20 protein-coding genes and 1 pseudogene are annotated in these 25,368 nt (G+C 25.7%); 14 read left to right on the plus strand and 7 right to left on the minus strand.

The features are described 5' to 3' along the window. Positions 1 to 16: 16 nt before the first annotated feature. The 5 genes from Q0087_RS09805 to Q0087_RS09825 all read left to right on the plus strand — a co-directional run bounded on the left by Q0087_RS09805 (position 17) and on the right by Q0087_RS09825 (position 5,681). Positions 17 to 580 (plus strand): XTP/dITP diphosphatase, encoded by a 564-nt coding sequence (locus Q0087_RS09805; protein WP_297899960.1) that lies wholly within the window; start codon positions 17 to 19, stop codon positions 578 to 580. Between the two features lie 297 nt (positions 581 to 877). Then, positions 878 to 1,276 carry a 30S ribosomal protein S15 gene (locus Q0087_RS09810; RefSeq protein WP_297899962.1) on the plus strand — a complete coding sequence of 133 codons (399 nt, stop codon included), beginning with the start codon at positions 878 to 880 and terminating at the stop codon, positions 1,274 to 1,276. Continuing rightward, positions 1,266 to 2,612 carry a DHH family phosphoesterase gene (locus Q0087_RS09815; protein ID WP_297899998.1) on the plus strand — a complete coding sequence of 449 codons (1,347 nt, stop codon included), beginning with the start codon at positions 1,266 to 1,268 and terminating at the stop codon, positions 2,610 to 2,612. Before Q0087_RS09810 ends, Q0087_RS09815 begins: the two co-directional genes overlap by 11 nt. A 484-nt stretch (positions 2,613 to 3,096) precedes the next feature. Further along, a complete protein-coding gene (locus tag Q0087_RS09820) occupies positions 3,097 to 4,311 on the plus strand; it encodes an aconitase X catalytic domain-containing protein (RefSeq protein WP_297899964.1) in 1,215 nt (404 codons plus the stop codon). 254 nt (positions 4,312 to 4,565) lie between these two features. Beyond that, positions 4,566 to 5,681, plus strand: coding sequence for a radical SAM protein (locus Q0087_RS09825; RefSeq protein ID WP_297899966.1), 1,116 nt, complete (start codon positions 4,566 to 4,568; stop codon positions 5,679 to 5,681). A 40-nt stretch (positions 5,682 to 5,721) separates the two neighbouring features. On the opposite strand, the gene Q0087_RS09830 is transcribed toward Q0087_RS09825, so the two are convergent. Beyond that, a complete protein-coding gene (locus Q0087_RS09830; RefSeq protein ID WP_297899968.1) occupies positions 5,722 to 6,933 on the minus strand; it encodes a hypothetical protein in 1,212 nt (403 codons plus the stop codon). A gap of 184 nt (positions 6,934 to 7,117) precedes the next feature. Further along, entirely contained in the window at positions 7,118 to 8,377 is a 1,260-nt protein-coding gene (locus Q0087_RS09835; protein ID WP_297899970.1) for an oligosaccharide repeat unit polymerase family protein, read from the minus strand. Between the two features lie 402 nt (positions 8,378 to 8,779). Between Q0087_RS09835 and cfbB the strand changes: the two genes are divergently transcribed. Next, the gene (gene cfbB, locus Q0087_RS09840) at positions 8,780 to 10,141 is read left to right on the plus strand and encodes a Ni-sirohydrochlorin a,c-diamide synthase (protein ID WP_297899972.1); all 1,362 of its coding nucleotides are present in this window, start codon (positions 8,780 to 8,782) and stop codon (positions 10,139 to 10,141) included. A gap of 359 nt (positions 10,142 to 10,500) precedes the next feature. Then, positions 10,501 to 11,328 (plus strand): F420-dependent methylenetetrahydromethanopterin dehydrogenase, encoded by an 828-nt coding sequence (locus Q0087_RS09845; protein WP_297899974.1) that lies wholly within the window; start codon positions 10,501 to 10,503, stop codon positions 11,326 to 11,328. Between the two features lie 303 nt (positions 11,329 to 11,631). Here the strand turns inward: Q0087_RS09845 and hisB are convergent, their stop codons facing one another. The 3 genes and pseudogenes from hisB to Q0087_RS09860 all read right to left on the minus strand — a co-directional run bounded on the left by hisB (position 11,632) and on the right by Q0087_RS09860 (position 13,512). Further along, positions 11,632 to 12,216 carry an imidazoleglycerol-phosphate dehydratase HisB gene (gene hisB / locus Q0087_RS09850; protein WP_297899976.1) on the minus strand — a complete coding sequence of 195 codons (585 nt, stop codon included), beginning with the start codon at positions 12,214 to 12,216 and terminating at the stop codon, positions 11,632 to 11,634. Between the two features lie 189 nt (positions 12,217 to 12,405). Further along, a pseudogene (locus Q0087_RS09855) lies at positions 12,406 to 12,516 on the minus strand (4Fe-4S binding protein); the annotation flags it as partial. Positions 12,517 to 12,819: 303 nt separating this feature from the next. Continuing rightward, positions 12,820 to 13,512, minus strand: a complete 693-nt coding sequence (locus tag Q0087_RS09860) for a TOBE domain-containing protein (protein ID WP_297899978.1) — start codon at positions 13,510 to 13,512, stop codon at positions 12,820 to 12,822. Positions 13,513 to 14,139: 627 nt separating this feature from the next. Here Q0087_RS09860 and Q0087_RS09865 point away from each other — a divergent pair. From Q0087_RS09865 to Q0087_RS09875, 3 genes are all read left to right on the plus strand, one after another. Next, positions 14,140 to 15,444, plus strand: coding sequence for a TrpB-like pyridoxal phosphate-dependent enzyme (locus tag Q0087_RS09865; RefSeq protein ID WP_297899980.1), 1,305 nt, complete (start codon positions 14,140 to 14,142; stop codon positions 15,442 to 15,444). A 753-nt stretch (positions 15,445 to 16,197) separates the two neighbouring features. Next, the gene (locus tag Q0087_RS09870) at positions 16,198 to 17,409 is read left to right on the plus strand and encodes an ammonium transporter (protein ID WP_297899982.1); all 1,212 of its coding nucleotides are present in this window, start codon (positions 16,198 to 16,200) and stop codon (positions 17,407 to 17,409) included. 359 nt (positions 17,410 to 17,768) lie between these two features. After that, positions 17,769 to 18,107 carry a P-II family nitrogen regulator gene (locus tag Q0087_RS09875; RefSeq protein ID WP_297899984.1) on the plus strand — a complete coding sequence of 113 codons (339 nt, stop codon included), beginning with the start codon at positions 17,769 to 17,771 and terminating at the stop codon, positions 18,105 to 18,107. 97 nt (positions 18,108 to 18,204) lie between these two features. On the opposite strand, the gene Q0087_RS09880 is transcribed toward Q0087_RS09875, so the two are convergent. Then, positions 18,205 to 19,011 carry a hypothetical protein gene (locus tag Q0087_RS09880; protein WP_297899986.1) on the minus strand — a complete coding sequence of 269 codons (807 nt, stop codon included), beginning with the start codon at positions 19,009 to 19,011 and terminating at the stop codon, positions 18,205 to 18,207. A gap of 421 nt (positions 19,012 to 19,432) precedes the next feature. Here Q0087_RS09880 and Q0087_RS09885 point away from each other — a divergent pair, with 421 nt between their 5' ends. Next, on the plus strand, positions 19,433 to 20,020 hold the full coding sequence (locus Q0087_RS09885) for a flavodoxin family protein (RefSeq protein ID WP_297899988.1): 588 nt from the start codon (positions 19,433 to 19,435) through the stop codon (positions 20,018 to 20,020). Between the two features lie 393 nt (positions 20,021 to 20,413). On the opposite strand, the gene Q0087_RS09890 is transcribed toward Q0087_RS09885, so the two are convergent. Then, positions 20,414 to 21,955 (minus strand): flippase, encoded by a 1,542-nt coding sequence (locus tag Q0087_RS09890; RefSeq protein WP_297899990.1) that lies wholly within the window; start codon positions 21,953 to 21,955, stop codon positions 20,414 to 20,416. Positions 21,956 to 22,400: 445 nt separating this feature from the next. On the opposite strand from Q0087_RS09890, the gene Q0087_RS09895 reads away from it, so the two are divergent. From Q0087_RS09895 to Q0087_RS09905, 3 genes are all read left to right on the plus strand, one after another. After that, positions 22,401 to 23,456, plus strand: a complete 1,056-nt coding sequence (locus Q0087_RS09895; protein WP_297899992.1) for a DUF1786 domain-containing protein — start codon at positions 22,401 to 22,403, stop codon at positions 23,454 to 23,456. A 192-nt stretch (positions 23,457 to 23,648) separates the two neighbouring features. Then, positions 23,649 to 24,347: a PHP domain-containing protein gene (locus Q0087_RS09900; protein WP_297899994.1), complete on the plus strand. Its 699-nt coding sequence runs from the start codon at positions 23,649 to 23,651 to the stop codon at positions 24,345 to 24,347. Positions 24,348 to 24,466: 119 nt separating this feature from the next. After that, positions 24,467 to 25,276, plus strand: a complete 810-nt coding sequence (locus tag Q0087_RS09905) for a DUF63 family protein (RefSeq protein ID WP_297899996.1) — start codon at positions 24,467 to 24,469, stop codon at positions 25,274 to 25,276. The last annotated feature ends 92 nt before the right edge of the window (positions 25,277 to 25,368 follow it).

The raw sequence follows: 25,368 nt of genomic DNA on the forward strand, positions 1-25,368 counted from the left end.
CTATATTTTAACTATTATGATAACATTTATTACTAGTAACATTCATAAAGTAGAAGAAGCAGAAAATATTTTTCGAAAATTCAATATTGAATTAGAGCATATAGACTTAGGTTACACTGAACCTCAAGGAACTCTTGAGGAAGTAGCAATAGCTGGTGCAAAATATGCTTCTCGAAAATTAAATAAACCTGTGATTGTTGAAGATGCTGGTTTATTCATCAAAGCTTTAGAAGATTTTCCTGGGACATATTCATCTTATGTTCAGGATACAATTGGTAATAAAGGTATTTTAAAGCTTATGGATGAGTTTAAATATGATAAAGATCGTTATGCCGAGTTCAGGTCGGTCATTGGGTATTGCGCCCCCAATATCGAGCCCAAGATTTTTTTAGGTAAAGTATCTGGAATCATTGCATTTGAAGAAATAGGTAATAAAGGTTTTGCTTTTGATCCAATTTTTTATGTTCCCAAGATGTCTAAAACATTTGGTGAATTAACAACAGATGAAAAAAATCAGTTTTCTCATAGAAGAAATTCTTTAGAATTATTTGTTAATTGGTATAAATCTAATAATGAATAAAAATTATTAATCTTTAATATATTTTTAGTTTATTATGATTTAATTTATTAATGGTTCAATTTATTGAAAAATAAGTTTATTAAAGACTTATTTTATTAAATATTTAGTTTATTAATATTTTAATTTATTAAATATATTATTTTTGATAATAATAGCTATTTGGGCAATTAATTAATAAATAAAAACTAATTCTAAGATTATAAAATTTATAATTAAATAATTAATTTATTATTAAGTATTATTTAATTGTTTTTTGAATATTACTTTAATTTAATATAATATAAAGAGGTATTTACAATGTCTAAACCAGAATGGGTTACATATTCAAACGAAGAAATAGAAGAGTTCATATTAAAATTTACAAAAGAAGGTAAATCTTCAAGCGAAATTGGTGTTATATTAAGAGATCAATATGGCGTTCCTAGTGTAAAAGCAGTGACTGGTGAAAAGATCACTACTATATTAAAAAGAAATGAACAAGCTCAAGATTATCCTGAAGATATTATGAACTTAATTAAACGTGCTGTAAATATTAGGGATCATTTAAAAGAAAATCCAAAAGATTTACATAGTAAAAGAGGATTAACAATCATAGAATCCAGAATCAGACGTCTTGGTAAATACTATGTTAATGATGGTAAATTACCTGAAGGATGGAGATATGACCCACAAGAAGCAGCACTCCTTGTTAAATAAGGGTAATGAAGCTTCTGACATGATATCTAGGCATTTAGAAGATAATCATGTTATAAGAATAATTTCTCATAATGATGCAGATGGTCTTTCTGCAGCGGGTGTAATAGCTAATGCTATAAAAGAGGAAGGTGGTCAATTTCATACCACTATCCTTTCTCGTTTAAAACCAGAAAATTTGAAAGAATTATCTAAAGAAAAATATGATTTATTTATTTTTTCTGATATGGGAAGTGCATTTTTAAATATTATTAATAAGTTTAAATCAGAAGTTATTGTTGCTGATCATCATCAAGTTGATAATATTGAACCAGAGGATCATGTTGTCCATGTAAACCCTCATATTTTCGGTATTGATGGTAGTAAAGAATTGAGTGGTGCTGGAGCCGCTTATTTAAGTGTTAGAAATTTAGGAGATAATAAAAATAAGAAACATTTAGCTCCTCTTGCTCTAGTTGGTGCTTTTGGAGATATGCAATTTCAGGATGGGTTTATTGGCACAAATGAGCTAATCGTTGAAGATGGAAAAGAATTTGGAAATTTAGAAATACATCAAGATCTCAAAATTGTTTCTAAAACACAAGAACCATTGTACAAATCTTTGGCATATACTTTAAATCCTGCTATTCCTGGATTAACAGGAGACATTGAAGGATCAATGGAATTTTTAGAAAAAATGGGCATTTCTTATGGAATAAAATTCACTGATCTTGAAGATGAAGAAAAAGATGTTTTAAAAGATGGATTAATTAATTTGAATCCTGATATTTTTGGAGATATTTACAGTATTCCTAAAGAAAATCCTATTTTAAGAAACCTTGAAGAATATTCATATATTTTAGATTCTTGTGGAAAAAACAAAAAAACAGGGCTTGGTTTATCTATAGCTCTTGGAGAACGTGCTGAAGCACTTGATGCCGCTTTGAATCTTCAAAAGAAATATAGGGATCAATTAATAAAAGGAATGGAATGGATTAAAAGAGAAGGTGCTAGCCAATTGGATTTTATTCAATATCTTTATAGTGAAGATAAAGTTTTAAAAAGCGTTATGGGCACTATTTCTAGTGTAGGAATCTCTGCAGGAATTTTAAATAGTGAAAAACCAGTTTTATCATTGGCTAGGATGCATAAAGATATTAAAGTTTCTGGAAGAACAACAAGAAAAATGATAAATAAAGGCGTAGACCTAGGAAAAGCTCTTCATGATAGCTCATTAAGCTTTGGTGGCCAAGGTGGGGGACATGATATAGCTGCAGGTGCTATGATTCCTTATAAAGAGAAAAATAACTTTTTAAACTTAGTAAATGATATGATTGAACATCAAATTAAAAATAATTAATTTTTTATTTTTTTTATTTTTTGCTAGCTTTAATAAGATAAGAGGTTATTTTTAGTTAATATTTTTAAATTTTTCTAATTATAATTATATATTTAATTATTATAATGCTCTTTAATTATTTCAATTTTAATTATTTAAACTATTATTTAATTATTTCAATATAATTCAATTATTTTAATATTATTCATTTATTTCAATATAATTTACTTATTTCAATATAATTTACTTATTTCAATATCATTTAGTTATTTTAATATTATTCATTTATTTCAATATAATTTAGTTATTTCAATATAATTCAATTATTTCAATATCATTTAGTTATTTTAATATTATTCATTTATTTCAATATAATTTAGTTATTTCAATATAATTCAATTATTTTAATATTATCCATTTATTTCAATATTAGTTAATTATTTTAAAATTATTAGTAATTTTTTGAATTAAATATTTTTGATTTAAAATTTAATAGGGGATTCAAATGTATTTGAATAAAGAAGAAGAAAAAATGTATGATGGTACATATGGAGATACTGTAAGAAAAAGTATGGAGATATTAGTTGCATTAGGAGATATTTATGGCGCAGAAAATCTTGTTAATATTACTTCTGCTCAAATATCTGGTGTTTCTTATAAAACTATTGGCGATGCCGGTCTTGAATATCTTCAAGATTTAGCTGCTGGTCAGGGTTTGAATAGTAATCCTATTACAAAAGTCCCTTCTACTTTAAATCCTGCAGGAACAGATCTTGACAATTGGGAAACTCTTGGATTTTCTTCAGAATTTTCTAAAAAACAAAATGAAATTGTGGATGCATATGGAATGCTTGGAATTTCTAAAACCTGTACTTGTACTCCGTATTTAGTAGGTAATGTTCCAAGGTTTAAAGATCATGTGGCATGGTCCGAATCTTCAGCAGTTGCTTATGTAAATTCTGTTATAGGTGCTAGAACTAATCGTGAAGGAGGTCCTAGTGCATTAGCTGCTTCTATATGTGGTAAAACTCCGATGTATGGTTATCATTTAGAAAAAAATAGGAAGGCTAGTCTTCTAGTAGAGCTTGAAGTTCCGATAAAAGGAATCGATTATGGGGCATTAGGCTATATGGTTGGTAAAGAGGTTGGAGATGGTGTTCCTTATTTTATTTTTAAAAATGAGTCTACTAACACCGAATTAAAATCTCTTGGAGCTGCACTTGCATCTTCTGGGGCTGTTGCACTATATCATGTTGAAAACCAAACTCCTGAGTATAATAATGCTGGTAAAAATGAGTTGATTGAAGATAGTAATAATATTTTTATCACAGCTTCTGATATTAAAAATACCTTTGAAAATTTAACAAACTCATCTAAAAATGAGGCAGATTTGGTTTGTTTAGGCTGTCCGCATGCTTCTTTAGAAGAAATCAAAGAAATTGCAGATATTGTTGTAAATAAGAAAATAAAAAATGATTTATGGGTATGTACTTCTATAAATGTTAAAGCAGCTTCAGATAGAATGGGTTATACAAAAATAATCGAATCTGCAGGTGGACATATAGTATGTGATACTTGTATGGTTGTTGCACCGATTGAAGATATGGGATATGAAACAATTGGTGTAAATTCTGCAAAGGCAGCTAACTATGTACCTACTATGTGCGGTTTAGATGTGATATTCGATGATGCAAAAAATTTAATAAAATTTGAACCTTAATTCTATTAACTATATTTTAATTAAACCATTTCATTTTCATATAATTTATAAAAGTTATTTTATAATTAAAGTATTATTTTATAAAAGTTATTTTATAATTAAAGTATTATTATAATAACAATAATAATCTTTATTAATTAATTATTAAATTATTTAATTTTTCTCTGATTTTTTGCATATTTCTTTTGGATTATAAATTACTTTTCAGTTGCTCCCAAAAATTAATAATGTATAATTATTATAAAATATTAATAATGAATACTTTAAGAAAAATGCAAGTTTTAAGTGATTCTGCTCAGTATGATATTTGTGATTATGTAAATCACTATAAAAAATCAGATATCAATCTCCCAGGCATTTACAATGCAACAGGACCTGATGGATGTAAAATCCCTCTTTTCAAAACATTAATGACTAATAAATGTGTCAATGATTGTAAATATTGTATTAATCAATCTAAAAGGAATTTTACAAGGATAGAATTAGATCCTAATGAGTTAGCTAGGGCTTTTCTTAATTATTATGATAATGACTATGTACAAGGATTATTTTTGAGTTCTGGAATTGCAAAGAATATAGATCAAACTATGGAAAACATGCTTGAAGTAGTCAACATTCTTAGAAAAGATTATGGTTATGATGATTATATTCACTTTAAAGTTATTCCTGGTGCTAGTAAAGATTCGATTAAAAGGGCCATGTTTTTAGCTAATAGGGTAAGTTTAAATATTGAATCTGCAACTTCAGATGGATTATCAGACATATCCTCTACTAAAGATTATAATAAGGATATTTTAAAAAGAATTAGTTGGATAAATTCTATATCTAAGAAAAAAAACTCTATGATGTGTTCTAGTTCTACAACACAAATGATTGTTGGTGCAAATGATGAAACAGACTTAGAAGTATTATCTAGAATAAAATCTCTGTATAAAAATTATGATTTATCTAGAAGCTATTTTAGTGCATTTTCACCAGTAGAAGGAACTGAATTAGAAAAAAAAGAAGAATGTAATAAAGAAAGAACATCAAAATTATATCATGCAGATGCATTATTAAATACATATAAATTTGATTTAAATGAGCTTGTTTTTGAACAAAATAATCAACTTTCACTCAATGAAGATCCAAAATATCTATCTGCATTGAATAGGGATATTTTTCCATTGGAAATTAATTCAGCTTCATTTTATGAGTTAATAAGGGTACCAGGTATAGGAACAATTTCGGCTAAAAGAATTATGTCTATTAGAAAGAAAAAACCATTCATAAAATTAGAAGAATTAAAAAAATTGGGTGTTGTTATAGATAGGGCTGAACCATTCATAAAATTATCTGGTAATTATCAAATAGCTTTGGATAATTATTGAATTTATTTATGTTAATTATATTATCTATATCTATTCATGATTATCTATATTTGGCTCTTTGATTCCAAATTGCTTTCATGGATTTAAAACCATTATTTTTTGGAGGATTTTTTAAGTCAAAGTTATTTATCAATTCAATGATTTTTTCAATAGATATTTGGCTATTTTCAAGAAGTTTTTTCCCATCAGGTTTTGTAACATTGATTTCCATTTCAGAATCGATTTTGCCATTATTTGATTTGTTATTTATAAGTTCAATACCTGATTTATTAAAACTATTTAAAAATTTAGAAATTTGATCAATTTCAAGAATTGGAATATTTAATTCATTAGCTAAATCAACACTACCATGTTTTTCATGAAAACCTGCTATCTTTATTGATGGTGTCTCTAAAACGCCTGCTTCTATTGTCATTCCCATTCCTGCCCCATAAATCATTAGTGGTGCTGATTTCACAAGAGTTAAAAGTTCAACATATTCATCTAATACTTTTAATTTTGGAGAATTGACTAAATTTTCAATTAATTCTTTTTTAAACCGATATGGTGCTATTAATGTTGGAAAATTAGCTTTTTCAATGGCATTTATTAAATTTTTTAAATCGCTATTCTTTAAATCTCCACCTAAAACCACTAAAATAAAGTCAGAAAAACCATATTTTTCAATAAGCTCTTCTTTGGATATTGATTTTTTACTATTAATATATTCATTCACATATTTTGCCATTGGATATCCACGAATATTTTTGATATTATTCTCATCAATCAGGTATTTATTTTTTAGAAAATCATTATATTTCTCTTGGGGAACAGTTATTAAGTTTGAATAAGCTATTGTTTCAATAGGGTTATAAACATCTTGTTCAATATGAATCACAGGAATTCTTAAAAATTTTGCCGCAGTTATTGATTTTCTAACATCTCCTGCATTCCCACAGGTGATTAAAAGGTCTATTTTTTTCCCACTTAGTGCAGATAACGCCTTGATGCTGTCTTTAGCTATTAAACAGGCTAGTTCAAGGTTATTTCTTTTTACTTTTCCTCCACCTCTACCTTCCCCTATAGAGAATGTTTGATAGCAATAAGGTTTAATTAGTTCATAAGCTCCAGATCCATGAGTTAAACCAAATATTTTACTTTTTTTCCAATTTAATTTTCCCTCTATTTCTAGCTCCTTTAATTTTTTTATTATTGGAATAAAAGTTTTTGCAGGGGTTAATTCACATGCAATAGCTATTCTAATTTCTTCCAACTAATCACCCTCTTATTATTCTTATTTTTAATCCTTTTTACTTTTTTAGCTTTATTTTATTCTATAATTATGTATTCTTTTTAATTTTTAATTTATTATTCTTTAAAATAATTTTTTATTCACTATCATTTTCTATTAATTATCATTTTTATATTCATTATCATTTTCTATTAATTATTAGTTGTTATTTATTATTATTTTTTAATTCTTTATTATTTTCATATTTTTTGTAATTATGGTAATAATAATCTAGATTATATAAATAATAAATTATGACTATAATTCCTAAAATATAAAAAAACCATACTACAATATCTGTTGGCCCTGTTTCAATCCATATCATGGTCTGTCCTAAAATTATTCCATATATTGCAATAGCTAAACCTTTTAAATGTTTTTGAATTATATGTAGCATTTTCAAAATAAATCCTATTAAGAACATCTGAATAATCATTCCAAGCAATCCAAAGTCTAGTATGGTGGGCCCAAATATTGTAGAAGTAATTGAATGGCTTTCACCTAATACTGCCTCTCCAACTAGAACTCGAGGATCAACTGATTTAAAAAAACCAGTTATTGTATAATAAAATAATTCTCCATGTGTTGACCCTGCTAATGGAATTGTTCTATCTAAAATATTTAATGTAAATCCTGCTCTATATGATATCAATTCCAAAGCATTCAATCTCCAATGTTGCCATTCGATAGATTGTACAGCTATAAAACCTATTATGGTCATCAGAAAGATTATTATGATTACAAATAATATTTGATATTTTAATTTTAGGGTTCTTGAATAATATAGTGTTATAAAAGAACTTAATAAAATTGCTATTGGGGTGGTTCTGTATCCTGTCAATGCAAAAAGTCCTAAACCAATTAAAAGCAGTAAATAATAAATTTTTCGGTTATATTTTGCTAAAAGTATATTGATTCCTATTATGAAAAATATATATGAAAATAACCATATTTTAGTAGCTGCTTCTGCTTTTAAAAATCCACTAAATAAGGGGATTCCTCCAATTAAAATAAAGTTAATTACTTGTAGTAATATTCCAATAATAACGAGAGATAATACAATAAATTCATATTTTTTAAAATTTTTACCATTATTCTGAAATTTGGAATTGTTATTTAACTTAAATGAGGGTAATGATTTTAATTTAGGTGTTTTTACCTTTTCTAGAATTTTAAGTTTATTGTTGAATTTTTTTGATAATTTTGATAATATTTTTGGAAATTTAATGCCAATAATAAAAAATATAATTCCCAATAAAATGTAGATATACACTTGAAATGAGGGTCTTGGTAATTCATCTGAAAAATATAACATAGGTATTGCTATAAGTATGAAAATCAATATAAAAAATATTAGTATATATGGGTTGAATATATCTATATTTCCACTAATTCTTTTTAATTTTTCTTTTACTTTCACATTCATTTCAATATCTCACTTTGGGCTGATTATAAGAATTTAATGTTAATATTAGTTATTATATTTATATTCTATTTTTTGCATAGTCTCTACATATTTTCTATATATTTATTTAATTTTTATTTAATTATTTATTTAATTATTTATTTAATTATTTATTTAATTTTTATTTAGTTATTTAATTAATTTCTAAGTCCTTTTTTAGCTATTTTTAAGTTTTAATCTTATTCATTTTTATTTAATTGTATTTCATTGGTTATAATAATATATTAATAATATTTTATTTAATATATTAATAATATTTTATTTATTTCTTAGATTTCAATTTTATTATTTTTATTTATTGTCTTTCCAAGTTCTTCTAATTTTTTGTTAAAATATATATAAGCAAAAGTACAATTAATATTTATGAGAATTGTATTAGCTGGTACTGGTAGTGCAGTAGGTAAAACAACTATTTCAACAGGAATAATGAAAGCATTATCGGATGAATTGAATGTTCAACCTTTTAAAGTCGGTCCTGATTATATTGATCCTTCTTATCATTCTATGGCTACAAATAATCCTCCTAGAAATCTTGATTCTTTTTTCATGGATGAAGATCAAATTAGGAGTTCATTTGTAAGAAGTTTAAAAAGTTCAAATGCAGAAATTGGAGTTATAGAAGGTGTAAGAGGTCTTTATGAAGGTATTAGCCCCACTGGCGACGTTGGAAACACTGCATCAATAGCTAAAGCTCTTGATGCCCCAGTAATACTTATTTTAAATGCAAGAAGTCTTGTTAAAAGTGCAGCTGCAGTAGTTTTGGGATTCAAATCTCTTGATCCAGATGTAAAAATTGAAGGAGTAATCCTCAATAAGGTTAAAGGTAAGAGACATTATCTTAAAGCTAAAGAAGCTATTGAAAAACTTTCAAACACAAAAGTAATTGGTGGAATACCTAGAGATGATGACTTAAAAGTTAAAGAAAGACATTTAGGATTGGTTCCAGCACTTGAAAAAGAAAGGATAGAAAATGATATTAAAAAATGGGCCGAAGTTGTTAAAGAGAATATAGATTTAGATTGTTTAAAAAACATAGCAAAATCAAATTCAAAAATTAAAACAGATACTAAAACTGAACTTTGGGCTTCTAAAAATAAAAAAAAGACTAAAATTGCAGTAGCTTTTGATGAAGTTTTTAATTTTTACTATACTGAAAATTTTGAAAGTTTAGAGGATAATAATGCAAAATTAATTTTTTTCAGTCCTTATAAAGATGAAAAACTTCCTGATGCAGATGCTTTATATCTTGGTGGAGGTTATCCTGAAATTTTTGCAAAAGAGCTTGAATCTAATGAATCTATGAGAGCATCTATTAATAAGTTTCATAAAGATAATAACCCTATATATGGAGAATGTGGTGGTTTATTATACCTTTCTAAATCAATAGATGATATTAAAATGTGTAATGTTTTACCTTATCCTTCTAAGATGACTGATAAAGTTCAAGGTCTTAGTTATGTAATAGCTAAGTCAAATGAAGATAGTCTTATTTCTAAAAAAGGAGATATTTTTAGGGGTCATGAATTTCATTATACTAAACTTGATTTAAAAAAAGATGAGATAAATAATATTAAATTTGATTTGGAAATTCAAAGAGGCAGAGGAATTATTAATAATCAGGATGGAATATCAGTAGGAAATACTTTAGCTAATTATCTTCATCTTCATGCTTGTTCTTGTCCAAATTTTGCACATAACTTTACAAATAATATACTCGAAATATAGGATATTTTAAAAGTGATTTTTTATCAAGTTTATTAATTACTTATTAAAAAATCATTTTAAGATTATTTTTCCTAATATTTTTTTTTAATTATTATTCTTCAATTTTGTTGTTATTTGTTAGTATTATTTTTTTAGTTATTTTCATTTAATAGTATTATTCTTAAAAACTATTTTAATTAGGAATCATGCTTTTTTAATCAAATATAACTTCTTTAAATTATTCAATCTGCTTATTTATTCTTTTATCTAAATTTTACTTTATTTTTTTTAAGTTTGCATTACTAATATATAAATTTAATGGTCCAAATCAAAACATAAAGTACTTATTAATAAACAATAAATAAAAAATTGGTGATAAAATGGTTGTCAAAATTGGAATAATTAAAAGTGGTAATATTGGTACCTCACCAGTATTAGATTTATTACTCGATGAACGTGCAGATAGACCTAATATCGATGTTAGGGTTGTCGGTTCTGGAGCTAAAATGAACCCAGAACAAGTAGAAGAAGTAACTCCGAAAATAAACGATTTCGACCCTGACTTTGTGATTTTCATTAGCCCCAACCCTGGTGCACCAGGACCAGCTAAAGCAAGAGAAATCTTATCTGCTGGAGATAAACCTGCATTAATTATCGGTGATGCCCCAGGATTAAGAGCAAAAGACGAAATGGACGAACAAGGCTTAGGATACATAATAGTTAAAGCAGACCCAATGATAGGAGCAAGAAGAGAATTCTTAGATCCAACAGAAATGGCATCTTTTAACTCAGATGTAATCAAAGTATTAGCTCTAACAGGAGCTTACAGAGTAGTTCAAGACACAATCGACAAAATGGTAGAAGAATGTGAAGCAGGAAATGTCCCTGAATTGCCAAAAGTTGTTTTAACAAGAGACAAAGCAATTGAAGCAGCTCAATTCACAAGCCCATATGCAAAAGCAAAAGCAATGGCAGCATACGACATAGCTACAAAAGTAGCAGACATAGATGTTGAAGGATGTTTCATGGTACAAGATTGTGATAAATATATACCTATTGTAGCTTCTGCTCATGAAATGTTAGCTGCAGCAGCTAAATTAGCTACCGAAGCAAGGGAAATTGAAAAATCTAATGATACCGTTGTAAGAACACCTCATATGGGTGATGGAGTAACTTGTTGTAAGATTCCTTTAATGGATAAACCATAAGTACTATTTTTTTTATAAAGCCGTTTTTTCAAACGGCAACATTTATTTTTATTTATATATTTGTTATATTGCTACTTTTAAAATATTTTACTTTTTTTCTCCACATTATACAAAATATAACCTTTTAACATATATAATTTCTAAATTAAAGTCTAATTGGCTATTTTTTTAATATTTAATTAAAGTTTCTTGGATATTAAGTAAATATGGTTAAATCTAAAATATAAAAAATAGTATGAAAAAGAGTATATTATTTATATATCATGTAATCATCTTTTTTTAAGTTTTTTTAAGTTTTTTTAATTATAGTGTTCCTTTTGTGCTTGGTATCGTATCATGTTCAATCTTACAAGCATCTTGAAGTGATTTTGCAAATGCTTTGAAAATTGCTTCGGCTTTATGATGATCATTTGATCCAGTAGCAGATATATTTAAATTCACTTTCCCTGAACTTGCAAATGATTCAAAAAAATGAGTTATTGTATCACTAGTCATATCTCCAATTTTATCATTATTAAATGAAAAATCAGTCTTCAAATAGCTACGTCCACTAATATCGACAGCTACTATTGCTAAAGAGTCATCCATAGGTACCATAGCATGAGACATTCTTTTTATTCCTTTTTTATCATCAATTGCTTCTAAAAAACCTTCTCCAAGTAAAATTCCAACATCTTCTACAGTATGATGATCATCAATTTTTATGTCACCTATAGCTTTGATATTTAAATCAATTAAACTATGTTTTGAAAATGATTCTAGCATATGATTAAAAAAATTTATCCCTGTATTAATATTATACTTTCCATTACCATCTAAATTTATTTCTATATTTATATCTGTTTCAGATGTTTTTCTTGAAACTTTTGCTATTCTCTTCTTTTCCATTTTAAACACTTATCACATAATTTAATTAATTCAAAAGTATTCTTAAATATCTAATTTACCTTTTTCAGATTTTGCTTTTTTGAGCCGGTTTATTTCTTCTTCTTCATCAGGAGCATTTCTCATGACAGTTATTGCCCCTTCTGGACATTTTGATGCACATATTGTACATACATGACAATATTGGAGATTGTCTGCATGGGCTGTTTTGTTTATTTTCCAGATTTTTTGACCTTTAGGGCATATTTCCTTACATTCTCCACAACCAGTACATTTGTCTTTATCAACTAATATTTTTAAAATAAAAACACCTCACAACCGATGTTTAGGGGTAAAATTGATTTTATCAATTATGATAACATTTATAACTTAAAAGAATTTTATAAATCATAAATAAATCTATAATAGAAACTACCTATAATAAAATTTATAATAAACTAGTCTATAATAAACTAAGCTATAATAGAAACTACTCTATAATAAAATTTATAATAAACTAATATATAATAAACTATTTTATAATACAAATAAAATTGCGATATAAATAAATTTATGCAGGATTGATTAAATCTAAAAGATTATTGAATATTCTTTTTGGACTTATTATTAAATTTTCAATGTTGCTATTGAAACAGCTTTAAATCCAAGATAAATTTCTTTTCCTAATCTTAGTTTGAGATTTTCTTCTGCTGAACGAGTGATATTAGAATATAGATAAATTCCTCCAATATCTGCTTTTACTCTTATCATCTCACCACTAAGGCTAATTTCAACAATTTTTCCTTTCAATATATTCCTAACACTTGATTCTTGCTGTTCTAACATTATAAATATGTTATCATAGCTTATCAATGCTAATATTTTATCTCCGACACTATATTTTTCATTTAATGGGATTGTCATATCCAAATCTTTCATTTCGATTGTCATTACTTGTTTTTCTTTGTTTACAGAAATCACTTTGGCTTCAATCTCATTTACTTCTTTGTGAAGTTCCATAATAGCATTAATTTTTTTACATTCTTTAAGGATTAGTCTCCCTTCTGAAGTTAATTTTGCGCTACCTCCTCCTCCTTTACCACCTTTACTAGTTGAAACAACTGCTATTTCTAATGAAGATTCTATTTTTTCTATATAATTAAGAGATGTCCTATATGAAATCTTTGTTAATTTAGCTGCCTCTGTTATGGATTCTGTGGCATTTATATAGTTTAGTAGATTAAATTTCTTTTCATTAAGAAGGAAATTTTTGTCTCCAACACTTATTTTATACTCTACTCCCGCTTTGACTTTTGTCATTAATATCCTCTCTATTAACCTAAGTTTAATTTTAATTATTTAAATTATATGTTGTTTATATATATTTAATATTTATTAATATCTTTATATTTTAAAAATATCCTTCAATTATTATTAATAATTTCTTATCTATAATATGCTATTATTTTTAATATTTTATTATTTTAGCACTTATTTTTATTATTTTAATATTTCTACTATTTTTCTTTACCATTTATTTTAATTACTTTTAAATAATTGCATTATTTTCATTTTAATTCCTTTTAAGAAATAATAAAGAGTAATGAAAATTAATAAAGTAATTTGAAATTTATTTGATACTTTAAATTTATAATAATATTATAATGTACAAAATTGTACAACAAAGGTTTAAGTAGTACTATATATAATTTTAATATATCTAAAATATTTAATCAAAAATCAAATATTAAATATAATTAATTATAATTTACAATAAAATTATTATATGATAAAAAATTAAAATTTAATAAATATATATAAAATATGTTAAAATTTTAATGAATTATGTCTAAAAATATGTTAAAATTTAATGTCTAAAATTTATATTAAATATTTGTGTGATTAAAAAGTATTTATAATATTAAAAATTGATAGAAAGGTGAATATATGTATAAAATAGAATTATCTTCCGATGAGGTTCCAAATAAATGGTATAATATTAATGCAGATCTTCCTTCAGAAATACCTCCTCCAAAAAATAGTGAAGGTAAAAAACAGGTTGAATCTCTTCCTAAAATATTTTCAAAAGGGGTTCTTGAACAAGAATTTTCAACTGAGAGATATATTAAAATTCCAAATGAAGTTAGAGAATTATATATGAGAATGGGAAGACCAAGTCCTTTATTTAGGGCCAAAGGTCTAGAAGATAAACTAAATACTCCTGCTAAGATTTATTTCAAAAGAGAAGATTCTTCTCCAACAGGTAGTCATAAATTGAATAGCGCTATTCCACAAGCTTATTATGCAAAAAAAGATGGAATTGAAAGATTAACCACAGAAACTGGGGCAGGACAATGGGGAACTGCTTTATCTTTAGCTTGCTCTCAGGTTGACTTGGATTGTACTGTTTATATGGTTAAAGTTTCTTTTGATCAAAAACCATTCAGAAAAGTTATTATGGGTATTTATGGTGGTGAAGTCCATGCTTCTCCAAGTAAATATACTGAAGCTGGTAGAAAAACTTTAGCTGAAAATCCAGATCATCCAGGTTCTCTTGGAATAGCTATATCTGAAGCTATTGAAGATGCTTTATCTAATGAGCATGCTTATTATTCTATTGGCAGTGCTTTAAATCATGTAATGTTACACCAAACAGTTATAGGTCAGGAAGTTAAAACTCAATTGGAAATTGCTGAAGAAGTTCCTGATGTAATGATTGGCTGTGTTGGTGGTGGAAGTAATTTTGCAGGATTTACATTCCCTTTCATTAAGGATAAAATTGATGGTAATAGTAATTGTAAGTTCATAGGTGTTGAACCTAGTTCTTGCCCTACTTTGACTAAAGGAAGATATGACTTTGATTTTGGAGATACTAATGGTTTAACTCCCCTTATTAAAATGTTCACTTTAGGACATGACTTTGTAGCTCCTTCTGTACATGCTGGAGGGCTTAGATACCATGGAATGTCTCCTCAAGTTTCTTTACTTAAGAAAGAAGGCTTTATTGAAGCGAGATCTGCTAATCAGAATGAAGTTTTTGATGCCGGTGTTTTGTTTGCTAAATCTGAAGGTATTGTTCCTGCACCAGAATCTACTCACGCAATTAAAGTTGCTATTGATGAAGCTAAAAAATGCAAGGAAACTGGAGAAGAAAAAACAATTGTTTTCAATTTATCTGGCCATGGTTTACTTGATCTTCTAGGTTACGACAAGTATCTTTCTAATGATTTACCTTCTGATAAGATAGATTAATTGTTTTAAAAAAGTATTTATGGAAAATTTAAATATAATTTAAATATAATTTAATAATTTAATTAATAATTTAAATTTTGTTTAAATTTATTCAATTTATAAATTGTTAAAATATAAATTGTTCAAATTTTTATTTTTATTATTTTTATAAAATAATTTATGTTTATAGGATTTTTTTTCTTTTTAACTGTATCTATTAATCAATTATTTTTTTATTTTATTTTTTATTAACCTAATTTTATTTTTTTTAATTTTTATAACCTTTTAATTGATTTAATCTTTTTTAATAGTTTTAATTTTCTTTTTATTCTTTTAAATATATTTTTTTTAGTTTAATAATCTTTTCCATTTTTATATCTTTTTTGGACTGTTTTGAGATTATTTCTATCATATTTATTGTTTATTTGGTATTTTTTTAATTGTTATAATAATTTTTAATAATGATAGTTAATTTAATACTAAATTTCATTTTTTTTGTTATTTTGAATAGTATTTCTTTAACTTTTCTATTAATCCTGTGATTTATTGTACAAATTACAATATATTTCCTATTTTATCACTATTAAACTCAATTCAATGAATTATAATAAATATTATATACTCCAAAAAGAATATAGGTGTAGGTATAAGGTTTCCGTTATCCTTATATCAAAAATATATCTTATTGTTATAAGGTTATATTACTTTTATTGAGGATTTTATAATTAAAATAAAGATTTTTTAGATAATTAAGTTTATATGTGAGGTTTTTTTATGGAAGGAATACTAAATGCTGGGGACACGTCATGGGTCCTCATATCAACTATTTTAGTACTTTTAATGAGTATCCCTGGGATAGCTTTTTTTTATGGTGGTCTAGCTAAAAAGAAAAATGTTTTAAATACTATGTTTTTAACTTTAATTGCATTTTCAATTGTAACAATAATTTGGATAGCTTTTGGTTATGAACTTGGGTTTGGAAATTCTATTTCGGGTTTTATTGGTTATCCTACAAGTATTATGTTACATAATGTGGGAATCAATTCAGTAACTGGTACAATACCTACTTATGTTTATATTGCATTTCAATTAACTTTCGCTGGGTTAACAGCAGCTCTTATTTCAGGAGCTATAGTTGGAAGAATGAAATTTTCAGCATGGGTTGTTTTTGTTGTTCTTTGGACAATCGGAGTATATATCCCAATCACCCACTGGGTTTGGGGTGGTGGATGGCTAATGGATATGGGAGTCATTGACTTCGCTGGAGGAACAGTAGTCGAAATATGTTCTGGTTTATCTGCATTAGCAATAGCACTTGTAATTGGAAAAAGAAAGGATAGAACTCTTTTACCTCATAACTTAGGATACACTGTATTAGGTGCAGGATTTTTATGGTTTGGATGGTTAGGTTTTAATGGAGGATCTGCATTAACTGCTGGTGGACTTGCAGCATCTGCATTATTAGTTAGTAATTTAGGGGCTGCTGTAGGGCTTTTAACATGGGTTTGTATAGATATTTGGAGAGAAGGAAAACCAACAGTACTTGGAGCGCTTTCTGGAGCTATATCTGCACTTGTAGCAATGACTCCTGCTGCTGGATTTGTAAATGTTGATGGTGCGGTTGTAATAGGATTTTTTGCAGCAATATTGTCTTATATAGCGATTAGTTATATTAAACCAAGATTTGACTATGATGATTCCTTGGATGTTTTTGGAATACATGGAATAGCCGGTATTTGGGGCACTATTGCTACAGGAATTTTTGCAGTAGTAGCTATTGGTGGTGTTTCTGGTTTAATAGAAGGAAATGCAAATCAACTTTTAATTCAATTAATTGCAACTGTTTCTACAATAGCTTATGCATTTGTTGTAACATTTATCATAGGTAAAATTATTGATTGGACTATCGGCCTTAGAGTTTCTGATAAAGAAGAAACAGAAGGTTTAGATACTCATATTCATGAAGAATCTGGTTATAGGTTGTAATAGCAACATATTTAGGAATTTTAAGTAAAGTATATATTAGCAAAAATTAAAAATTAAATAAAATCATGTAATGAACGAAATTATGTAATGAATGGTAAAAATAACTTTTCATAATATATTTCGCATATTATATATTTTAATAATATATTCTTTACAATATATTTTTCATAATAGGTTTTTAATAATATATTTTTTACAATATATTTTTATAATATATTTTTTACAGCATGTTTTTATAATGTATTTTTATAATGTATTTTTTGAATGATATTTTTATAATATTATTTAAGAGTATATTTCTTACGATATATTTTATAGTTGCTATATATGCTATTTATAACAATTTTAGAGGTTTTGATATGAAAAAAATTTTAGCTATTATTCGCCAAGAAAAATTAGAGGATGTTAAAAATGCCCTTGTAGAAGTTGGTTGTCAAGGTATGAATTTATCTGAAGTTAAAGGAAAAGGGAGACAAAGAGGTTTAAAAGAATATTATAGGGGACATCAATATTGTATAGAATTTCTTCCAAAAACAAGAATAGAAATAGTAGTTAATGATAATCAAGTGGATAATGTTTTAGATGCAATTATCAAAAGTTCCCGAACAGGTGAAATAGGGGATGGAAAAATATTTATTTCTGATGTTGAAGAGGTTATAAGAATAAGGACTGGTGAAAAAGGAGAAGATGCTGTTTAAATTCTCTAATAACCTTTTTTTATTTTAATAAGTATTTAATTTAATTTTTTTTATTTAATAATCTAAATTTTTCAACTAATATGAATTTAAAGTTAATCTAATATGATTTTAAAATAAATTCTTTTAGTTTTTTAGATAGATTTTTATAATAATTTTCTGATTTTTCTATTTCTTTTAAAGAAATTTCTTTGTTTTCATATCTATTATTTAATCTTTCATAATCTTTTTGAAGATTATACAATTCTCTTTTTTGAGAATCTTCTAAATTTTTTAAGTTATTTTTTAAATCTTGAATATAAGAATCTAAAAATTCTACTTTTTCTTTTAGATATTTTTTATCCTTTTTTAGATCTTTATTTTCTTCTTTTAGATTTTTTTGATCATCTTTTAAAATAGCTATAATGCTATCTTTTTCTAAAGTTGATGATTTATCTAAATAATTAAGATGTTCTGAATTTTTATAATTCTCTATATTATTCGTGTCTTTTTTTTCAATCTTGGTAACATGTTTTTCAAGACATTTTTCTAATTTTTTTCTTTCATTAGAACTATCATCAAGTTTTTTTTCAAGTGAGCTATTTATTATTTTTAATTTTTCCATATTATTTTCAAAATTATATATTGTAGAGTTATTTTTTTCTATTGTAGATTTTAATTTCTGATTTGATTCTTCTAATTTACTTTTTTCTTCTTTTAAAATATTTATTTTATCAGAATAGTTTTCTATTTCTTTTAAATATTTTGATGGGATTATTAAGACTGTTTCGTCATCTTTAAATATATTATCTTCTTTAGGAACAGTTATTTGAACTTGTTCTGTACGGTATTTCTTTTTTCTACCACTTTTTAGAGTTCTACTATATTCTCTAGAATATTTTTTCACTATAGCTCTTATAAATTCCATAAGAATCCTCAATATTAAATTTTAAAATAATATCTAACAACTTTAGTAAATTGTCAAAATGATATATAATCTTATATGTTTCGCTGTTATTATATTATCTATTATTTATATTATTATTTTATTATATTTTATATGTTATAGTATATTATATTAATTATTTCCTTGTTATTATTTTGTATACATTGTTTTTCACTATAATATGAATAAGTGAATTTACAATAAAATTATTTATAATAAAAATAATAATATTAATATTATTGTAAGTTTGGATATAATTTGAACTTTAAGACATTTATTAATATATTAAAACAAATTAGCTTGGTTTCTATTAATTTGTTTAAAACTTTTATTAGATAAAATTTTTATTAAGTGTCTTTATATATTGTTATTAAATGATTTATTGTTTTAGGAGAGTTTATACATGTTTATTGTGGGAATTTGTGGAAGTCCAAGAAAAAAAGCTACTGAATATGTCCTTAATAACTCTTTGGAGAGTTTAGAAGATCAAGGTTTTGATACTCAAATGTTTACTATAAGAGGTAAAGAAATAAATCCTTGCAGGCATTGTGATTATTGCTTAAAAAAGAAAGAATGTGTGATGAAAGATGATATGTTCGAAGTTTATGATTTGCTTAGAAAAGCGGATGGTATTATACTTGCCAGTCCTATGTATAATGGATCAATTTCATCTCAAATTAAAGCAGTGATGGATAGATGTAGAGCTTTAGGTGCTGAAAATGTTAATTTACTTAAAGGTAAAATTGGAATGTCAATTGCAGTTGGAGGAGATAGGTCTGGAGGTCAAGAATTAGCTATTCAACAAATTAACACATACTATATATTAAGTGGCATAATTCCTGTAAGTGGAGGTCCTTTTGGAGCCAATCTTGGAGCTACTTTTTGGTCACAAGATACACTAGAAGGTGTTAAAAAAGATGAATATGGATTTAAAACTTTAAATAAAACTTTAAAAAGATTTGTTGAGTTTTTAAACAATAAAAAGGAATAAAATTTCTCATATAAAATAATAAAAAAGACTAAAAATTTCTTATATATTATTTTAATAATGATCATGTTAATTTTTCGATTTTTAATTTTTTAAAACATAATTCATTTTAATATTTTTAATATAAATTTTTAATATAAATTTTTAATATTAACTTTTAATATTAATTTTTATAATTATTTTTAATTTTTAAAACATCATTAATATTATTATTTTTTAAATATTATTTTTTAAATATTTTATTTTCTAAATATTATTTTTTAATATTAATTTTATATAGTTAGGATTGTTTTTCTATTTTTATCATTTAATTTTAAAATAAATAGTTTAAAATTATATTAATCTAAAATATTCATTTTTAAATTTTACAATGAATTTTTATAAACTATTTTAATATTATATAAATCTTTCAACTATTTCTAAAATTTTGTTTATAATTTTGGTTGCTGGACCAAATTTATGTGAAAACTTACGAGCAGCAATTAAATCTTCTTCTTTGAAAGATCTCAATACAATTAAAAATATTAAATATATTATTGGGCAAATAATCATTCCTAATATTAATCCGAGTATTGTATTTGGAATAATTAAAATAATTAAACCCATTAGTAAGGAAGCAATAATAACTTTTCCAATAAAAGAAATAGGTGCCTTTGTATTTGTTAAATTAAAACTCAATTTTAATATAGGTATCATAATTAAAAAACAAGCTATTGTAGTTGCAAGAGCTCCGCCAACAATTCCATATATTGGGACTATTAACCAATTAAGAACAAATGTTGCAATAGCACCTACTACTAAAACATACATTGGGATTCTTGGGTTTCCAATTCCTTGAACAATACTTGAAGAAATCGCAAACAATGAATAAAATGTCATTCCTATAACAAGAATACTTAATGCTGGAGCAGCATCTAAAAATCTTGGAAAAGTAATTTGAAGTATTGGTGTTGAAAAAAGAGATATTCCAATACACATTGGTATGACAATCACCATTGAATATTTATAAGATTGTGAAACATATTTACTGAGTAAATTTTGATTTTTAGTACTAAACGCTGCTGAAACTGCTGGCAATATTGTTGTTGCAAGTGAAGTTGAAATTATTAATGGAAACCTAGATATCGGGTCTGCTGCACCGAAATAACCTGTAAAGGTGGCTCCTAATATTTTACCTATAACAAATGTGGATATTGCAAAAATTAACATTTCTGCTAATGCAGTTATAGTAACTGGCACTGCAAAAAATATCATTTTTTTAGCTAATTTGAGTTCTTCAAGTACTGAAAATTTATATTCGACTTCTGGCTTTGGAACATATTTCCACATATATTTTTGAAATATAATTATGGATAATACGGCTGAAGCTATAAATCCTATTACTGAACCCATAACTGCTCCAAAAGCAGAGTATCCTAATAAAACTAACAATGTAGCAAAAACTATCATGAAAATTTGTTCTGTAGCTCTTGTAGCTAATATATATTCCATCTTTATTACGCCTTGGAATGCACCTCTAAATGCACCTACAATAACACTAAATGGAACTATAAAACCTACTGCTTGTAATGGGTATAATAAACCTGGCATTTTAGGATTTAATGCTGCTAAATATGGAGCTATAAAAAATACCATTAAGAATCCAAATAAAATTCCCAAAAATAGCATCATCTTTAACGAAGTGTATATCGTTTGCCTTGCTAAAGCTTTTTCATCAACAGCTGTAAACTCTGCCACATATTTTGCTATAGCTGGAGGTAATCCTCCTGCAGATAATACTTGAAGAATTCCCTGAAATTGTAATGTGTAACTTAATATCCCATAAGAAGACGGCCCTAAAAGTTGACCCATTAAGAACCTATAGATAAATCCTCCAACACGAAAGATTATATTGCCTATTAAAATTAAAATACTTCCTCTGGCTAGCCTGTTACTCATTACATCACCGATTTATCATAGTAAAATCATTTTTTATTAAATTGTCATATATTTTTCAGATTTATTAATATATCTATTAATTTATTATTTATATAATAAAATTATTAAATAATGATAATTATTAATCTTTCAATAATTTAAAAAATAATTATATTTATTTCAATTAAATTGGTTTTATTTAAATTAGTTTTATTTATTAACAATTTATTCAATTATCATTAGCTTATATAAATTAAGTATAATTATATATTTGTTTTATTATTTATATTAAATTATTAGCTATAAATATGAAATATGCTTTTTTCTTTTGATTATTTTTCTAATAGATTTTCATTATAATTTGATGTTTTTTATTAAATTTTTTTATTATTTTTATAATTTCTAATCTTTTTAATATTTTTATACTTTTAAATACTTTTAAATATTTTTAAATACAACTATTTTTATGAAAATTTTAGCAATAGATATTGGTGCAGGAACTCAAGATATATTATTTTATGATACTGAAAAAGAGCTTGAAAATTCTATAAAATTAGTCCTACCTTCTCCTCCTGTCATAATTGTTGAAAAAATTAAGGAACAAACAATTAAAGGAAACAATATTTATTTTGATGGAACCATAATGGGGGGAGGAAAGATTAAATCTGCTATTGTCTCACATATGGACAAGGGGTATAAAGTAGCAATGGAAAAAGAACCAGCTAGGACTATAAAAGATGATTTAAAAATAGTTAAGGATTTGGGTGTTGAACTTGTTGATAAAGGTAGCTTCTCAAAAGATTCAAAATACTCTAATTATTTTAAAATATCTTTAATAGATGTTAATATTGAAAAAATAATTTCAACAATTTCTGATTATGATATAAATTTTTCTTTTAATAAAATTGCGGTTGCTGCTCAAGATCATGGGTTTAGTGATGAGATGGGTGATAGAGATTTTAGATTTGAGAAAATTAGGGAAAGATTAAAACATCCTATGGCAGTTGAAGAGTTAGCTTTCTTAGGAAATGTCCCAGAATATTTCTCTCGGATGAAAGCTATTGAAAAATCTCTTGAAGGATTAAACCCAATTATTATGGATTCTAAATTTGCTTCTATTTGTGGAGCTTGTTTTGATCCTGAAATTTCTGATTTAAATAGTTTTGTAGTGATGGACATCGGTAATGGCCATACTATGGCTGCTTCTATTGAGGATGGAAAGATTCAAGGGGTCTTTGAACATCATACTTCTAATCTATCTCCAGAAAAAATAGAAAAGCTTGTTAAAAAGCTTGTTGAAGGGACTATAACACATAAAGAAATTCATGAAGATAATGGACATGGTGCTCATGTAATCAATGGAATCTCAAATCTTGAAAAAGTTGTGGTTACTGGGCCAAAGAGAGGAATTATTAAAAAAACAAATTTAGATTATTATAATGCTTCTCCTGGTGGAGATGTTATGATGACTGGGCCGGTTGGTCTTATAAACGCTACAGAATATATTGAAAATGATTCATAGTTTTCTTTGATTATTAATTAACTAGATTATTTGGTTGATTGGATTATTTGGTTGATTAGATTTTTTAGTTGATTAGGTTATTATTCCTTCGTTTATATTATAATTCATCAATTATTTTAAATTTCAATAGGCTTTTAATATATATTTTTATTATTTATTTGTTATAATGTATTTTTTGGAGATTTTTTTATCATGAAGTTGGATCCTCATATTCATAGTTGTTATTCAGGAGATGCAAGATCTAGTCCTAGAGAGATAATTAAAAGAGCTTTACATATTGGTTTAGATGTTATAGCGATTAGTGATCATAATTCGATTAAAGGGTCAAAATCTGCTATTAGTTTATCAAAAAATATCAAAAACCTTCTTGTAGTTCCATCTATTGAGATAAGCTCGTCTGATGGCCATATTCTTGGTTTTGGTATTGAAACACCTATTTTAAAAGGTTTAAATCCTGAAGAAACAGTAGAAAAGATTCATGATGAAGGGGGATTAGCTATAGTTCCTCATCCTTTTTCATCTTATAGGAAGGGATTATTTTTTAATAATCGGAAGAATGTTAAAAAATTAGTGAAAGAAAAATTAAATAATAAATGTCTAATTGATGGTGTTGAAGTTCTGAATGCAAGATATATTGTTGGTTATTCTAATTATAGGGCAAATAAATTAGCTAATAAATACAACTTAGCTAAAATAGGGTCTAGTGATTCACACTTCATTGAATCAATTGGTAATTGCTATACTGAACTTTTTGATATTGATTTAGAACCTACTGTTGATGATGTAATTGAAGCTATAAGATCAAGAAAAACTATAGCTAAAGGTAGTAGAACACCTAATTATTTAATAGCTAAAGAAGTATTTAACAAAAAAATAAGAAGAATTTATTAATAGTTGGTTAATTATTTTTCTATTTAAAAAGTTTAAGATTAATTATTTTAATATTTAAGTATTATTATGTTTATTTTTATTAAAAATGAGAATATTTATTAAAAATAAGAAGGGTTAAAATGTCGTTTCAAGTATCAATTACTAATTTTTTATCTAGTTATTTTTTTTCAGGATATACAATATTTAATACACTTATTTATGGTATAATATTAGTTTTTGCTATTTTTGGAATAATTAAAATTTTTAAGCATTATAATATAAATCCAACCGATCTCATTTTTCCTTTAATACCATTTATTTTTCTTGGTTCTTCAGTAAGAGCTTTAGTTGACAATGGCGTTTATCCCTATAGTTGGTTTCTGATAACTCCTGGGATTTATTTTATTGTAGGAGGTATTGCAATACTTTCTCTTCTTTTGGGGATTTTAATCCAAAATAAGAAAAATATTGACTTTAGATATACAATTTTTTCAATTGGTTTTATTTTAGCTATTATTAGTTTGATTAATATTCCAGATATTAATTTAATAGCTTTTAGTCAGGTTATTATGGTCTGGGCATTCATGACTTTTATTTTTTTATTAATTGGTAAATTTTGGAGTCTTTTTAATTTTAATTCTTATAATGGTAAAATAAATCTATCAATCATATCTGCTCATCTTTTCGATGCATCTTCTACTTTTATTGCTGTTGATTATTATGGCTATTTTGAACAACATGTAATTCCTAGTTCAATATACAATATTTCTGGAACAGCAATTACTATGTTTCCATTGAAGATCATTGTCATATGTCTTTCTCTTTATTTAATTGACAAATATATCGATGATGAAACTATTTCTGGAACATTAAAACTAGCTATTTTTATATTAGGTCTTGCTCCAGGGATTAGAAACTTTTTAAGTTTAGCTATTGGTGTTGGGATATGATATTTTTCATTGATTTAATCTAATTTCTATAATATTCTTTATAATATTTTTTATAATATTTTTTATCTTATTTTTAAGTTATTTTTTATAAT

This window comes from uncultured Methanobrevibacter sp., from assembly GCF_937881195.1.
Taxonomy (GTDB): Archaea; Methanobacteriota; Methanobacteria; order Methanobacteriales; family Methanobacteriaceae; genus Methanobinarius.